14 protein-coding genes are annotated in these 14656 nt (G+C 43.1%); 9 read left to right on the top strand and 5 right to left on the bottom strand.

The window, feature by feature from the left end; translation table 11 throughout:
* Positions 1-31: 31 nt before the first annotated feature.
* Complete coding sequence (locus tag RT143_RS07795) at positions 32-1546, bottom strand: protein adenylyltransferase SelO (protein ID WP_313092262.1); 1515 nt, start codon at positions 1544-1546, stop codon at positions 32-34.
* Positions 1547-1895: 349 nt separating this feature from the next.
* Between RT143_RS07795 and RT143_RS07790 the strand changes: the two genes are divergently transcribed.
* Together RT143_RS07790 and lipB are read left to right on the top strand one after the other, a co-directional pair.
* Positions 1896-3239 carry a calcium-binding protein gene (locus tag RT143_RS07790; protein WP_313092260.1) on the top strand — a complete coding sequence of 448 codons (1344 nt, stop codon included), beginning with the start codon at positions 1896-1898 and terminating at the stop codon, positions 3237-3239.
* A 44-nt stretch (positions 3240-3283) separates the two neighbouring features.
* Positions 3284-3964 (top strand): lipoyl(octanoyl) transferase LipB, encoded by a 681-nt coding sequence (gene lipB / locus RT143_RS07785; RefSeq protein WP_313092258.1) that lies wholly within the window; start codon positions 3284-3286, stop codon positions 3962-3964.
* A 46-nt stretch (positions 3965-4010) separates the two neighbouring features.
* Here the strand turns inward: lipB and RT143_RS07780 are convergent, their stop codons facing one another.
* Positions 4011-4964 carry a LysR family transcriptional regulator gene (locus RT143_RS07780; protein WP_313092256.1) on the bottom strand — a complete coding sequence of 318 codons (954 nt, stop codon included), beginning with the start codon at positions 4962-4964 and terminating at the stop codon, positions 4011-4013.
* A 241-nt stretch (positions 4965-5205) separates the two neighbouring features.
* On the opposite strand from RT143_RS07780, the gene RT143_RS07775 reads away from it, so the two are divergent.
* The 3 genes from RT143_RS07775 (at position 5206) to RT143_RS07765 (ending at position 7851) form a co-directional block, all read left to right on the top strand.
* Positions 5206-6303 (top strand): DUF805 domain-containing protein, encoded by a 1098-nt coding sequence (locus RT143_RS07775; RefSeq protein ID WP_313092255.1) that lies wholly within the window; start codon positions 5206-5208, stop codon positions 6301-6303.
* A gap of 287 nt (positions 6304-6590) precedes the next feature.
* On the top strand, positions 6591-6950 hold the full coding sequence (locus RT143_RS07770; RefSeq protein ID WP_050324409.1) for a hypothetical protein: 360 nt from the start codon (positions 6591-6593) through the stop codon (positions 6948-6950).
* Positions 6951-7122: 172 nt separating this feature from the next.
* Positions 7123-7851, top strand: coding sequence for a hypothetical protein (locus RT143_RS07765; RefSeq protein WP_313092253.1), 729 nt, complete (start codon positions 7123-7125; stop codon positions 7849-7851).
* A 153-nt stretch (positions 7852-8004) separates the two neighbouring features.
* Here the strand turns inward: RT143_RS07765 and RT143_RS07760 are convergent, their stop codons facing one another.
* The 3 genes from RT143_RS07760 to RT143_RS07750 form a co-directional block, all read right to left on the bottom strand.
* Positions 8005-9195, bottom strand: coding sequence for a S1 family peptidase (locus tag RT143_RS07760; protein ID WP_313092251.1), 1191 nt, complete (start codon positions 9193-9195; stop codon positions 8005-8007).
* Between the two features lie 86 nt (positions 9196-9281).
* Positions 9282-9884, bottom strand: a complete 603-nt coding sequence (locus tag RT143_RS07755; RefSeq protein WP_007116711.1) for a TerD family protein — start codon at positions 9882-9884, stop codon at positions 9282-9284.
* A gap of 67 nt (positions 9885-9951) precedes the next feature.
* The gene (locus RT143_RS07750; RefSeq protein WP_219299496.1) at positions 9952-10530 is read right to left on the bottom strand and encodes a TerD family protein; all 579 of its coding nucleotides are present in this window, start codon (positions 10528-10530) and stop codon (positions 9952-9954) included.
* 542 nt (positions 10531-11072) lie between these two features.
* On the opposite strand from RT143_RS07750, the gene tolQ reads away from it, so the two are divergent.
* The 4 genes from tolQ to RT143_RS07730 form a co-directional block, all read left to right on the top strand.
* Positions 11073-11801 (top strand): protein TolQ, encoded by a 729-nt coding sequence (gene tolQ / locus RT143_RS07745; RefSeq protein ID WP_313092249.1) that lies wholly within the window; start codon positions 11073-11075, stop codon positions 11799-11801.
* A gap of 60 nt (positions 11802-11861) precedes the next feature.
* Positions 11862-12329: a protein TolR gene (tolR, locus tag RT143_RS07740; RefSeq protein ID WP_313092248.1), complete on the top strand. Its 468-nt coding sequence runs from the start codon at positions 11862-11864 to the stop codon at positions 12327-12329.
* A gap of 89 nt (positions 12330-12418) precedes the next feature.
* Positions 12419-13411, top strand: a complete 993-nt coding sequence (gene tolA / locus RT143_RS07735) for a cell envelope integrity protein TolA (RefSeq protein WP_313092246.1) — start codon at positions 12419-12421, stop codon at positions 13409-13411.
* Between the two features lie 126 nt (positions 13412-13537).
* Positions 13538-14656 (top strand): TolB periplasmic receptor (locus tag RT143_RS07730; RefSeq protein WP_313092245.1); only part of this gene is annotated, 1119 nt, incomplete at its 3' end.

Genomic DNA, 14656 nt, shown 5'->3' with positions numbered 1-14656 from the left:
AAAAATCGCGCTACCGACCTAGGCTATCATCTCAAGATGAGCAGCTGACGCATATTTCAGGCGCATCTGCCAACGGTGGCTCGGTGTCACTCGGTTTGGCTAATGCACTAACTTGGTAAGGATTAGCCAGTAGCTGATACAGTCTATCCATCTCGCTCATGTCATTTTGTTCAGCCAATTCAATGGCTTGCTGTGCCATGCTGTTTCTTAGGACATACACTGGATTGTGGCTCATTACCAACTGCAAAGAATCCTGCTGTAATTTGGTATGGTAGGTAGCAATCCAGTCCGCTAAGGTGGCATTGGGTTGACCGTTACCGCTGCTAATTGAAATTTTCAACTGATTAAGTAAATTAAATTCATGTAATAGGTTTAATTTATCATTAGGTTTGGCTTCAGCAACGATTGCTACCAGCGCGCGCAAGCTGTTGGTAAAGTCAAGTTTGTTTTGCTGCATGATCTCTAAATATTGCAAAACAAAGTCACAGTTTTCTTCACTAATGGGTAAGCCAAATTTTTGGCAGAGACCTTGCTGATAATACTGATAAAAAATCTCACCAAAACTATCTAAAATGTCGGTCAAATGCTCGCGCGACAAGGTTTCTGGCGGATGATTGGTCGTCAGTTTTTCGCCATTAAGGCGTAAAAATAAGGTAATCAGACGTGACAAATTCCAAAGTCCAATGGAAGGCTGATTTTGATAAACATAACGCCCGTTGTAATCAGAATGGTTGTTGATCCAAATCGGATTAAAGCGCTCCATAAAGCCATAAGGACCAAAATCGATGGTCGCGCCTGTGATAGATAAATTGTCGGTATTCATGACCCCATGGGCAAAGCCAATCAGCTGCCAATCAGCGAGGGTTTTGGCAGTTTTATCAACCACTTGTCTCAAAAAATCTTGAATGGGTGTGTCACTGTCAAAACAGTCGGCGAAATAAGTTTTGATGACATAACGGGTAAAATACAGCAATAAGTCAGGCGCATAATTTGCCACCCATTCAAAATGCCCAAAGCGAATATGACAATCTGCGGTACGTAGTAGCGCAGCGCCGCGTTCTCGTGTCTCACGGTTGACAGGGGTATCTGAAACCACAAAACCCAGTGCGTTGCTAGACCGAATGCCCAAGCAATTAAGCGCATGACCTGCCAAATACTCTCGCACGACGCTTCGAATCACCGCACGACCATCCCCCATTCGCGAGTAGGGGGTTAATCCTGCGCCTTTTAGATGCAAATCGGTCAATTGTCCGTCTTTATCGATTACCTGAGCGAGTAATAGGCCACGACCATCGCCTAATTGCCCTGCCCATTGCCCAAATTGGTGTCCAGCATACGCCATGGCTAATGGTTCAAAGCCGTCGGGAACGATGTCGCCGCCCAAGATTTCAACCCAATGCTGCCTTAAAAACTCATCATCTGCCCAACCAATTTGGTGGGCGACTTGCGGATTAAAATGCCCTGCTTGCGGGTTGGTGAGCGGTTTGGGGGGTTGTTTATGATACAGTCTTGGATCGAGCGTGGCATAAGAGTTTTCGATTTTCATAATTTTTCCATTTTTATAGGCATTACTAATTTGGCGGTTAAATGCCCCCTGTTTCCTGTTTAAGGCATTTTAAGTCATTAGTTGCGCTATAATAGCGCGTTAACAGCCGGCTGAAAATTTGATTAAGCTTGCTGACGTTTTTGAAAATTTATATTGCTTACTATACCTTTATCCGACGATAGCGTCTGTGCAATAACTGTGCATGAGTCAATGCCGCTATAAAACTCACTTTTTGCTGTCATTAAGCGTTACTTGATAGAAAATCCGCTTAAAAAAGCAGTTAAAAAAAACAGGTAAAGAAAGCCTCTTAAAAAAACTACCTAAAAAGCCACTTACGTAAAGGAAGGTCATGCCTGCGTTAGATCTGAACAATCCCAACAATGTCTATCTGGTTCAGTCGGGGTTTAATGTCCAAGATATCGAAAAATCGCCTACCTTGGTCAATTTGCTCAATCGATTTCAAGGTAACTTACTCATTGATGAGCAGGATACCACCGTCGGTGTCGGCGCAAAAACCTACGGCAATACCATTCATATTGCGAAAAGTTACAAAAATTTTTTGAACATCGCCCATGAGCTAGGACACGCAACCGGTCAATACCAACAAATCAATAGTGATAAAGACAATTTGTATCAATTTGATACGCCACAAGCCTATGGAATGGCACGCGCCAAAGCGGAGGGTGAGGCAACTTATTATGAGTTTTTGGTGGCAAAAGAATTGGGTTATACCACCTTTAAAAAACCGCTTTGGCTCGATAACGCGGCAAAACCGCAAGATAAAGATGTGTTTACTGAAGTCGATGAAATCATGCGCCAAGCAATCAGTGAAAAAGACAAAATAACCCAATTGGCAGTCCTTAATCAAAGCATGTTGCCCAGTGGGCAGTTTCACGCGCCACTTTATACATATGATGAATACAATACCTTGGTGTTCTTGAATAACCGTTTTACTGGTTCGCGTATATCGCAAGATTATCAGCAAGCATTTGGCAAGCCACTGGATTGGAACAGTTATGAAGCCAAATCCCTTGCTAATAAAGCTAACCAGTATTTTGGCACCTTAGCTAATGACGTCATTATCAATCACCATATTGACGGTTCTGTGCTTGGACAGCAGGACGTAGGGGATTTATTATGGGGTAGTCAGGGGGACGATGTGTTAGTGGGTAATAGCGGTCAAGATAGGCTGCTAGCCGGTGCTGATGATGATGTGCTCATCGGCAATGCCGGTGATGATGTGCTAGTGGGTGGCACGGGCAATGATTTATATTATTTCACCAAAGGATTTGGTCATGATACCATCATCAATGTGGGCGGTGGCAAAGATACGCTTTATCTTGCGGATAGAGGCTATGACGAGTTGAGCTTAGTCACTCAAGAAAAGCAGGACTTAACGCTGGATTTTGCAACCAGTTCACCTAATGACAATGAGAACAACCATACGCCGACTGACGATCAACTTACCATCAAAGATTTTTATTTGGGTGGCGATAACGCCAGTTTAGCCATCGGTTTTGCAAAAAGCGGCATCGCCAACCCTGCAATGCTGATGCCAGTCAGTCAATTAACCAGTCAATTAACAAATTTTGGCTCAGTCGCACAGCGTGATATGACTGATTATCAGCCAGTACTGCAAAAATCTCTTTTACAACTGGACAAAGTCACTCTTACTGCTACAAACGACAAATAAGCGGTTTGTCACATAAACTCAAAAAGCTACTGCAAGGAAATGCGATGTTACCATTAGAAATTAAATATTTGCAAAACGCTCAATATGAACCCACCCATGCAGCGATGCTGGCACGCGTGTTATCGCGTATCGAGCAAAAAAAATCTGCCAGCAGTGAGCAGGCGCAGCTTAGCGCTGATGAGTTATGGATTGTAGATCATGATAATGTGTTTACACTGGGTCAAGCGGGCAAACCTGAACATATTTTGCAAAGAGATAATACCCCCATCATCCACACCGATCGTGGCGGTCAAGTCACTTGGCACGGTCATGGGCAGTTGGTGGTGTATTTTTTATTTGATTTAAATGCGTTGAGGTGGGGAGTGCGCGATTTGGTCAGTAAAGCTGAAAACATCATCATTGATGTCATCACGCCTTATTTGCCGCCAGATTTTTATGCCAAAGCGCGTGCGGATGCACCAGGGGTGTATGTGTATAACCAAGACGATTTAGAACTTGGTAAAATTGCGTCACTGGGCTTTAAGATAAAACACGGCTTTAGTTATCATGGCATCGCCATCAATGTACAAAATGATTTGACCCCGTTTCAAATGATTAACCCTTGTGGCTATGCCGGCATGACCATGTTGCGTCTAGCAGATTTTGCGGACGTGGATTATCAAGCATTTACCCAACAATTTATCAGCCGTGTCAACCAAGAACGTCAATTTAGCCTAAGCGAATAAAATCTTACTAGAGGCTTAAATATAAGAGCCTTTAATATAACTGTATTTAATTCAAGGATTGATTAGAGTAGGTAATGCCTTTAGCTTCATACACTTGGTAAGTTGCCTGCAGTAAATCATCAATATACGGATTGGATTGGTGTGCCAGTACATTCATAAAAATCGGGGTTGTCGCATCTTCGTGGCGTAGACGATGATAATGAATTTGCTCGGTACGGACGGTTTTTAAACTATCAGGCACTAAGGTAATGCCTTCACCTGCCGCCACCAAGCCCAAAGCAATTTGGATATCGCGCACCTTGGTGGTCAAATGAGGTGACAACTGATGGCGGGCAAACAAATACATGAGTTGGTCAGTTTCGCCATTAAATAGCGGATTTTGCAGGATTGGCAAGGGCGTGCGATGATACAAAATGAGGGTATCTTCTAGCAGCTCCTTAAATGCGATGCCGATATCATCCGGGCGTGATGCCAATGGGTGCGCCATCGGCAGCGCCACCACAAAGCGTTCATGACGTAAAAATATCTGTTGCACAAAGTTGTCACTGTGCCGAAATCTTCCAAATCCCACATCGATGTCCCCCGACTTTAGCGCTGACATTTGCTGCTCCGAATTGATTTCGACCAGCTTGATATCCAAATTGGGATGTCGCTGTTTGACTGTAGAAATAATCTCAGGCAACAAACCGTACAGCACTGAGGCGACAAATCCAATCGTAAGATGATTGTTTCGATATGGCTGTGCAAAGCGCTGAGTCAACTCACTGGCTTGCTCAAGTTGCAACAATATTGGCTCAATCTGTGCCAAAAAAAAATGCCCTGCTGTGGTTAAGGTCATTGGGCGGTGATAGCGATCCAGCAGTTCGACACCCAGCTCGCTTTCAAGTTGCTGGACATGGCGGCTTAACGATGGCTGTGATATAGCCAATGTTTTGGCAGCTTGGCTAAAACTACCTGCTTTTGCCACTACCACAAAATAGGTAAGTTGGGAAATATCCATATTAATACTCAATGATCATTACAGCGTTGTGTTATCGGGGTTAAAAATTATTTACTCATTCAATAAATTTACTATTAAGCCAAACCATTAAATCAATGTTACAAAAAATGTCAAATTTATGTCGCCATTTCAAGATATTCTAACCAATATATTATAAAATTTGGGAAATACTACGTTAAAAATATGACGCTAAAACCTTACGCTAAAAAAAATTTTAAACCTCTAGATTAAGTTGCTCATTATGGCCATCCGTTTACCCAAGCCAAAAAAAGCCCAGTCTTTACCGCCCATTGAACCCAATTTCGATAATGTGCATCAAGTTGATGAAATAATTGAAACTGAAGCTGGTACGTCTTTTGTCACGTTAACCGAGATACATGAAGGCTTTAATAATCGTCGGTTTTTTGATTGGCACGGTCGGGTTAGCCGTGTTCAGTTTTTAGCGTATTCCACCTTTAATGCGTTGATAGCACTAATGCTGGTCGCTTTGCTATTTGTGATGATTGGTGGCTTTCAAGGCATGGTAAATGCCAGTATTGAGCAGTTGCCGATGAGTTTGCTTGGTGCAAGTAGTGTGGGTGTGGCGGTTTTGTTTTATCTACAGCTTGCCGTTAGCAAACGGCGCTTCAATGACCTTAACAAAACAGGGTGGCTTGCGCTATTGATGCTAGTGCCTGGGGTAAATATCTTAGTTTACCTTTACTTGTTAGCAGTCGAAGGGACGGCAGGCGCCAATTATTATGGCTTACCTGCTAGACCTGCTACCCAGTTAAAAACGGTACTGATGGTATTGATTCCGCTTTTAGTCATCTCACTCATCGGTTTGTTAACCCAAGTCGTTGTGCCCAGTTATCAGAGTTATCACAGTTATCAAGTGATGAAAAATAGTAGAGAGGCTCAAAACAATGTCATTGTGACGGCAGCAAAACCTAACCAATCGGCCCAGATATTGCCTGCAACTGCTTCAGCGGTTGCCGCCTCGACCACTCAACCAGAGAATTTAAGAACAGAAGCGGTGGTAATTACCGGTGAGCAATTAGGAAACGGCGTGGCTTCCACCCCGCAACCCCCTGCGCCAGCCAACGTCAATCCCGCTACAACAACCAATCAAGTGTCAGACACGCTCGCTAACACACCAAGTGTGCCTAATCAGACGCCCGCTAATTACAATAGCCCAAATCCCGATACCCCAAATCCCAACTCCCCAACTCAAGGTTCAAATGAGCGCGCGCAGATAGGCAGCAAGCCAACAACGAATGCCTCTAATAGTCAAGGGGTGGTTTCTTATGAAGACTTTGTCAAAGCCTCTGAGCAACAAATATTTATCGATAGAAGATAATTTTTTTAAATCTACAGGTTAAATAAAAATTTTCCATCCTAGTACAAATCATGGGTGCCAAAAATTATAAATTAAGAGGGCGCAAGTTTAACTATTAGCGGTTTACAAACGGTTTCAAATCTGCACATTTGCTAATACAAGTTAGCTAAGTATAACAAAACCACAATTAAACCTATGCTTAAATTAAAGCACGATATCCCTATAATGTTAGCTATCAAAAAGGGGTATTTTACATGAAAATGAACAAAACACATGATAATATAAGGAGGGGCCTAACATCTCAAAGTATGGCGTCTCAATTAGTTTTTGGTGACGTGGGTGAGAGTGATTATAGTCAGGCAACTATTAAATCCCTATTACCGCGCTACGATAGTCAGCAAACATATTTGGCAGATTGCCCGTCTAATTTCTTTACTATGCAAGATGAGGACAATCAATTAACCAAAGACTTGCGGATTAAACATAGCGTTAAAAAGTCTGCAAAGCTACCAAAAAAATCAGCCAAAGATGATTTAGTGGATGATTGGGCAACCGATAATAAAATCGATGATGAGTCTTGGCGCTATCATCGTAAATGGCTTAGTACCGTCTTTATGATTTGGTTCTTTTTAGCGGTCGCCTTATTGCTAAACGCTGCTTATTATTAACTGTAACTTTTAACTACCACAGTTTTTTTGAGTAATCATTACATTTCACCATGTAATGATTTTTTTTGGCTCAAATAAATGAAAAAAGTTTTATAATGAAGTTATTATGATGAAAAAAATCATTTAGATAAACAAACCATTTAGATAGACAAATCATTTAAAAGGAAATCCCTTGCCAGTCACTCAAACGGATGTTAATACACAAACTATAGCCAAGAGTACAAACAATAACACAATCATAGATTTGCTTGCGCTTATCACCGATACCATGCCGCAGTGGAAAGTGCATAGGTGTCAAGTGACGGATGGGGTTATTTCACAGCACTTGCCTATGAAATTCATTTACCATTATGAGTATTTATCCGACTTACTCAAACTGCAGCATCCGTTAAATGGTCAATTGTTAGCAAGCTTTGATCGATTGCTGACTCGAGAGCAATTTGCGCAAATGCTTGGCATTCATCCCAACCAAGTTGTCAATCCTTGGCAAATAAAGTTTGCTGGCAAATTGGTGGTGTTTTATCAACACCCTGACATTGCATTACGCTTGCATTGGGTGAATACCATCAAAACATTTGAGCCCATCTATCTACAATCAAAATTATCTCAAGCAGAATCGTTGCCCTATGCGATTGATAATGCTTTTACCAATTGGCAGATTACCGGGGTAGAAATTATTCAAAAAAATCCGCAGGTTGAGCTTGTGTATGACAGTGATGAAACCCATGGCACCCAATCCATTTTGCCTTCCACCCAATTTGTGCCCGTGCCTACGCCGTTAGCCCATTGGATGATGGCATATTTTCAGTCGCATCCCGTCATTGCCAATGAATGGTTGGCACTAATCAAATCAGAGGCACAATCTTATACCCAAACACAGCATTTTATTGCCGACCCGTGAATAGCCACCAAAAATCCAGACACATTTAGCCATCTGCTGCAGCTTTAGCGCTTGATTGAGTGATTTTTTAATCTTTATGCGTCTAGAGTGTTAACTTTTTTGATTGTATATCTTCTCTGCTGACTTCGATAAGTTCAGTCTGATAAAAAGCTGTCACGCCCCACAGCCAACTAACCACAAAGCAGATTTACTCTGTTTGGTAATCTGAGGCGTGGATAGGGGTGTTTGGCTAATATTGTGAGTAAGCTCGCTCACATTAAGACCGCCGCTTGTCAAAAGCGCAGATAATAATTGATATTTGACGGCATAGTTCATATTTTGGGCGTTGGTAATGGTATGGGTAACCATACCAACGACTTCGCCTGTGGGAAGTAGAAGCGGACTGCCACTTGAGCCAGGCTGAATTGGCGCAGTAAACTGCAGAAAACGAATATCATTGCCAATGCCTTGTAGCCCTGCGATATTGCCTTGGGTGACTTGTAATTGACTACCAAGACCTGTTAGCGGAAAACCAAGCGTGGTAATCTGCTCACCCAGCAAGTCATAGCCCCGTTCTCGCACGGGCAGATAACTTGGTAAAGGCTGATTAACTTTAAGTAACGCTGTATCACTACCTTCATCTGCCAGCACCACTTGGCATTCCATGTCGGGATAACCTTGTTGACGCAGTGCGATTTGCGTTGCCCCGTCCACCACATGCTCACAAGTGAGTAAATGATAGGGATCAATTGCAAAAGCCGTCCCAGTCCAAGTGTCACCTGCCTGAGGGCGAGGACGTCTGTTGTCTGGTATGGCGTGCAAAACGTTGCCTGTCGTCATGTTATTAGGGTAACGGGCGTCAAGGCTGATTTGTAAACGTTCGGCAAAACTGGCTAGACTTTGACTAGATGTTTCCGCAAGGGCACGGCACTTGTACTGCCCATTGCGCTGATAAATCTCTAGTACAATACTGGCTTTAATATGGCGCTCTGGCGTATGAAACGTATAGTCAATATCGCTAGCGACTTTGATACCCAGATCATTGACTTCCACCGCTGGGGCAATCACACTAGCGTCTTGGTAAGCATACACGATCAGTTGCAGATGCTGGGTTTGATTCTGAGCAAATACATGGGCTAAGTCTAATGTCCAAACATGGCTTTTGTCACTCTCGACTGTCACCGCCGCCCAATCTTTGCTTTCATGCAGATAAGCAGGACTGGTAGTTGCTCGGCGACTCGCATCCATCGCTATCCAAACGCAGCCCATCTCAATCCCAAAACGATTGGCATTTTGGCTGGTTACTACCACTTGGCAAGGCGTGTGGGGGATAGGCGTGTTTGCCCCAGGTACCAACGTTGGCATCGTTTGTCCTTATTATTTTTTTTATTATCTGAATAAAAAAATACCCCATTGACAGCAAATAGGGCATTTTTATCTACAATTTAAATTTAGGCATGTGGTGTAATGGCCGGCATCAAATCATGAAAGGTACGACCACTGGCAATTTCGCCAATGGCATGCATTTTCCATTCACCATTGTGGCGATAAATCTTTGCTAAAATCAGCGCGGTATGACTGCCTTGAGCTGATAAGTTATAGCGAGCCACTTCGCTATTATTGCCGGCATTAACGATACGACAAAACGCATTGGCAACTTTTTCAAACGTTTGACCCGTAAAGCTATTCACGGTAAATACCAGTGACTGTACATGAGCAGGGACACGAGATAAATCGACATTGATGACTTCATCATCGCCATCCCCTGCGCCTGTGCGGTTATCGCCTGTATGGACGATACTACCGTCCTTTGACTGCAGTTGACCAAACCAAATTGCATCGATGGGCTGTTTGCTCGCGTCAAACATGATGCAAGATGCATCCAAATCGATACTATCATTACTACCGCCGCCACCAAATAGACTGCCCAAAAAGCCACCGGATTTTGGGGTGGATGCAACATCCCATCCTAGACCCATTTTGATACGAGTCAGTGCCGTGCCTGCTTCTTTATCAAGTGAAATTTTTTGTCCTTTTTGTAGACTAACCGCCATCTTCATATCCTTTATTTAATGAGTTTTTATCATTATTTTAATGGTAAATTGCTGCTTAAAATCCGATTTAGCCAATATTTACGCCATATTGTTGGCACATAGCTGCTAAGCCACCTGCATAGCCTTGACCCACCGCACGAAATTTCCATTCTCCATTGTGTTTATAGACTTCGCCAAATACCATCGCAGTTTCGATGGAGTAGTCTTCTGCTAAGTCAAACCGTACTACCTCTGCCCCTGTTTCTTCATTGACCACACGAATGAAGGCATTGGATACTTGACCAAAGTTTTGATTACGAGCTTGGGCATCGTGGATGGTCACAGTGACAGCAATTTTTTCAATATCGGCTGGTACTTGTGACAGGTTGACTTTGATCACTTCGTCATCACCGTCACCTGCCCCTGAGCGGTTGTCCCCGGTGTGTTCAACAGCACCGTTGTCAGATTTTAGTTGGTTATAAAAAATAAAATCATGGTCGCCGCGTACTTTGCCCATATTATTAAGCAAAAATACGCTGGCATCTAAGTCAAATTCTGCCCCTGATGTGGCACGCTCATCCCAACCTAGACCAATTAATAACCGTGTTAAGCTTGGATCTGTTTTTGACAGGGATAAGTTACCGCCTTTATTAAGTGAAATAGCCATTTGTATCTCCTATATTATAATATTGAATTAGCTAAAATTTTTCTGAGGGTGTTTTCCTCCCTTAAATTAAACAATTATCTGTATAAAGTCAAAGCTCTATTCTTTAGCTTAACGCTTTATACAAAAAATATTTTAAAATTTTTGAGGTATGCTTAAAAAAACGGAAGAAAAATATTTGCTAAACTTGCATCCTAAACCAGAGTTTACCATGAGTAAGAAAAGAGTAGAACACAGCGACACCTATAAAGCTGAAGCCCGCGCCAAAATCAACTGATGGCAGCCTTGTCACCTGCGGGGATTTCTAATACTTTGACCGTCAAGCTGCTTGATAAAATCTACCAAAAGTTTTTATACGATTAGCAGATGTTATTGGTTACAATATGCTTATGTAAATTCTAGTGCTCGATCTTATAATTGCACTAGTTTTTGGTTTTAATCGGGTATGGCTGGCGAGCTGTTGACAAGCTGGCATCAAAATATTTAGTGATTTATATTTAGTGATTTATATTTAGTGATTTAGATGGTTGGGGAAGCATAACTTTATGGAAGGCTCGATTGATCTTGTTAGTTTGGTAACGCACGCCAGTATTTTCGTCAAAATTATCATGGGCATTTTATTATTTGCTTCTTTGTTGTGTTGGGTCACTATTTTTCGTTTAAGTAGTCGCTTGGCAGTTGCCACGCGCGCCGATAATTATTTTGAGCAAACCTTTTGGTCCGGGGTTGAATTGCCAACCCTATACAAAGGCGTTCAAGGTAATCCTGATAGAAGTGGACTTGAGCAAATCTTTTTTATTGGCTTTAGTGAGTTTTTAAAACTGCTCAAAAACACCCAAGCCCGTAGTGAAATCATTGAAGGCGTCGAGCGCAAACTTCGCGTTGGCTTAGGGCGTCAGCAACTCGAGCTTGAGCAAGGATTGCCGTTACTAGCCAGTATTGCTTCGGTCTCGCCATATATCGGTCTGCTTGGTACGGTCTGGGGGATTATGACGGCTTTTATGGGCTTATCGACTTCTGCGCAAGCCACACTGGCTGCGGTTGCCCCTGGTATTGCCGAAGCCTTGATTGCCACGGCGCTCGGGTTGTTTGCTGCGATTCCAGCGGCACTGGCTTTCAACCACTTTACCGCAAAAAACGATAAAGTTTATCAAAGTCGTAGCTTGTTCTGTGATGAGATGACAGGCATGTTGCTGCGACAAACTGTGGATACGACTACCAACTTACCGACAGGGCTTAATTCATCTGCCATGATGCCTCCGCTCGCTAGATAAATGCTAAACGCTAAATGGCTAAATGAACGTTAGATAAATTTTATTGAACAACTTGACACTATGAAAGCAAACCCTTACAGCCGTAACCGTCCTCAAAAACTCAATGCGAGTATGAATGTGGTGCCTTATATTGATGTTATGTTGGTGCTGCTTGTTATATTTATGGTGACCGCGCCCATGCTAACGACGGGGGTAGATATTGATTTGCCAAAAGCGCAAACCAAATCACTACAGCAAGGCACGCAGTTACCGATGATTGTGTCACTAAAATCCGATGGGCAACTGTATTTAAGTACCCAAGACAAAACCGATGAGCCAATGAGCGAAGAGGCGTTAATTGCGACTTTGAATAACTTACAATCTCAGCCTCAATACCAGTTCGATGGAAAGCCCAATGTCAATGTGATGATTAATGCCGATCAGAATAACCAATATGGGGATATTATCCAATTAATGGCAAACTTGCAGCAAGCGGGCATTCAAAAGGTTGGCTTGTTAACGGCACCACCAAAACCAGCCAGCAAGTAACCTTTTAATCAAGTGGCTTTTTAATGAAGTAGCCTTTTAATCAAGTAGCCTTCTAATACGATGACCTTTTAATTTTTGATTGAACATTTTTGCTAACACAAGGAAATACTGAGACGATGTATGCTGAAGTGACCTCAGTCTATGTACCCGTCAAAACACCTGATTACCCGGTATGGGCGATTGTGCTCAGTGCCATTGCCCATGCCTTGGTGGTTGGGTTATTGTTTTTCTTTTATCATAACACCCCGCCAGCGCCCATGGAAACCTCGTTGATTACCCCTGAGCAGTTGTCGGCAATGGAAGGGCAAATCAAAGCCAACCAACAAAATGCGCTTGCGCAAAACCAATCCACGGCTGGCGAGATGGCTGACGCTCACACACCGTCTTTAAATTCGCAAACCCTATCAACTGTGCCAATGAATACGCCCCATTCGACCTCAACCAATCAAATTGAAACGGTTAAAAATACGTTAGCCGCCAAGCAGGCGAAATGGGAAAAAGAGCAGGCGCTGTTTGCTGAAAAGCTAGACCGAGAAGTAGCAGCTGAAAGACAGAGCGTGATTGATGAATTAAACCAGCGCAATGAAACCCAGCAGCGAAATTTGCAAGATTATAAAATTGCCGAAAGTAATATTGATGAGGTAAAAAACGAAATACGCGCCAACAATGCCGCCTATAATAAAAATCTCACTGCCAATAGCGAGCGGCAAAGTGACAATAATATAAAATCACTGGATTTGGGTAAAGATGGTCAATCTACAGGTGCAGCGCAATCACAATCATCTGGCGGTCAAGGTTCTAGCAGGCGTGGTGGTGCATCGGGTGGGAGCTCGGCAGGCTATGTCAGCCAAGTCATGGCGATGATTGATGCAAACTGGAATGTACCAACCAATAGTAATGGCAATTCATTAACGGCGTCATTTAGCATTGCTGCGGATGGTACAATTAGTAATATCACTATTCGCGGCAGTAGTGATGCCGCTTTTAAAGCAAGCTTACAACAAGCAATCAACCAATCAAGCCCGCTGCCGCCCCCGCCAAATGGCGCAAGAAGCATGACGGGCAATTTTAGAGCTAAATAGTAAAGTCAAATAGTAAAGCTAAACAGTGTTGTAGCGCCTAGCCTTGCCCAATCTTTTTTGGCGATTAAAACAATGCTATTATTTTAAAACCACTTTTTTAATAATTATAAATATTGCAGGCTAATTATGAACCATACTCTTTTGAAAGCGGCAGTCATTGCTTTGGTTACTACTGCGATGCCAACTCTAGCAAACGCTGCCGACAATGTTGACTTTACCCTAGTCAAGCAGGCACCACGCTCTAACTTGCAAGTCGCCATCGTACCATTTGCAGGGGCAGAGAGTATCTCGGGCATCATCACCAATGATTTGACCAATTTGGGGCAATTTACCTTAGATAGTAATTTACCAGAGCGGCCTCATAGCAGTCGTGAAGTCACTTTGCCTGTCTGGCAGCATAACGCCGTCCCTTATTTGGTGGTCGGCAATACGCGCAGCAACCGTGGCAATGTTGAAATTAATTTTGAAGTGATTAATGTGGCGACAGGCGAGGTGATGCAGGGTCTGCAAACCGTCACCACCAAAAATAACTCACAAAGTTTGCGTATGGCAGGGCATAAGGTTGCTGACCGTATCTATGAGATATTGACAGGCATCAAAGGCGATTTTTCTGGGCGCATTGCGTATGTGGTTGAAACAGGCAAGCCCAAAAACCGTGTCTCACGTTTGGTCATTTCTGACGTGGATGGGTTTAACCCAAAAGTGATTTATGAGTTTAACGGTACCATTAAAACCCTAAATACCTCTGCTGACAATCAAACCTTCACTTTTCAAGTTCAGCCCGACACGCTAGGCTATCCGCAGGTCATGTCTGCCAATATTGTCAGCGGGGCAGTCAGCAATTTGACGAATTTTAAAGCCATGAATTATGGCGCATCCGTGAGTAAAGATGGTCGTGTGATATTTAGTAGCAGTTTTGAGAATGGCATACCGCAGATTTATTTGGCGCAAGGTGGCAATTCTCGTCGCTTGACCAATGACCCTGTGGGGGCTATTTATCCTAGTTGGGCACCTGATGGGCAATCATTTGTCTATACTTCAGATAGAGCCGGTGGTAAAAAAGGCGGTAATAAAGGTCAAATTTATCTCTATAATCTGGCAACCGGTAGTGAACAACGCTTGACGGGCGGCGGACTGAGCAGTATGGGGCGCATCAGCAATGATGGTAAAAAAATGTCCTATTTGTCGGGTGCCAATCAAGGCGCGGTGATGGATCTGGGTTCGCGCTCGGTAACCGCTGTAAAT

It is taken from the genome of Moraxella sp. CTOTU48268 (assembly GCF_032069585.1).
GTDB classification, from domain to species: Bacteria; Pseudomonadota; Gammaproteobacteria; order Pseudomonadales; family Moraxellaceae; genus Faucicola; species Faucicola cinerea.
The sequence above is the reverse complement of the archived record's forward strand: the minus strand, read 5'-3'. Positions and strand labels throughout refer to the sequence as shown.

Bases quoted from the DNA above. Each gene is read 5' to 3' on its own strand.
- RT143_RS07795 (WP_313092262.1), bottom strand. From the start codon at position 1,546: ATGAAAATCGAAAACTCTTATGCCACGCTCGATCCAAGACTGTATCAT.
- RT143_RS07790 (WP_313092260.1), top strand. From the start codon at position 1,896: ATGCCTGCGTTAGATCTGAACAATCCCAACAATGTCTATCTGGTTCAG.
- lipB (WP_313092258.1), top strand. From the start codon at position 3,284: ATGTTACCATTAGAAATTAAATATTTGCAAAACGCTCAATATGAACCC.
- RT143_RS07780 (WP_313092256.1), bottom strand. From the start codon at position 4,964: ATGGATATTTCCCAACTTACCTATTTTGTGGTAGTGGCAAAAGCAGGT.
- RT143_RS07775 (WP_313092255.1), top strand. From the start codon at position 5,206: ATGGCCATCCGTTTACCCAAGCCAAAAAAAGCCCAGTCTTTACCGCCC.
- RT143_RS07770 (WP_050324409.1), top strand. From the start codon at position 6,591: ATGGCGTCTCAATTAGTTTTTGGTGACGTGGGTGAGAGTGATTATAGT.
- RT143_RS07760 (WP_313092251.1), bottom strand. From the start codon at position 9,195: ATGCCAACGTTGGTACCTGGGGCAAACACGCCTATCCCCCACACGCCT.
- RT143_RS07755 (WP_007116711.1), bottom strand. From the start codon at position 9,884: ATGGCGGTTAGTCTACAAAAAGGACAAAAAATTTCACTTGATAAAGAA.
- RT143_RS07750 (WP_219299496.1), bottom strand. From the start codon at position 10,530: ATGGCTATTTCACTTAATAAAGGCGGTAACTTATCCCTGTCAAAAACA.
- tolQ (WP_313092249.1), top strand. From the start codon at position 11,073: ATGGAAGGCTCGATTGATCTTGTTAGTTTGGTAACGCACGCCAGTATT.
- tolR (WP_313092248.1), top strand. From the start codon at position 11,862: ATGAAAGCAAACCCTTACAGCCGTAACCGTCCTCAAAAACTCAATGCG.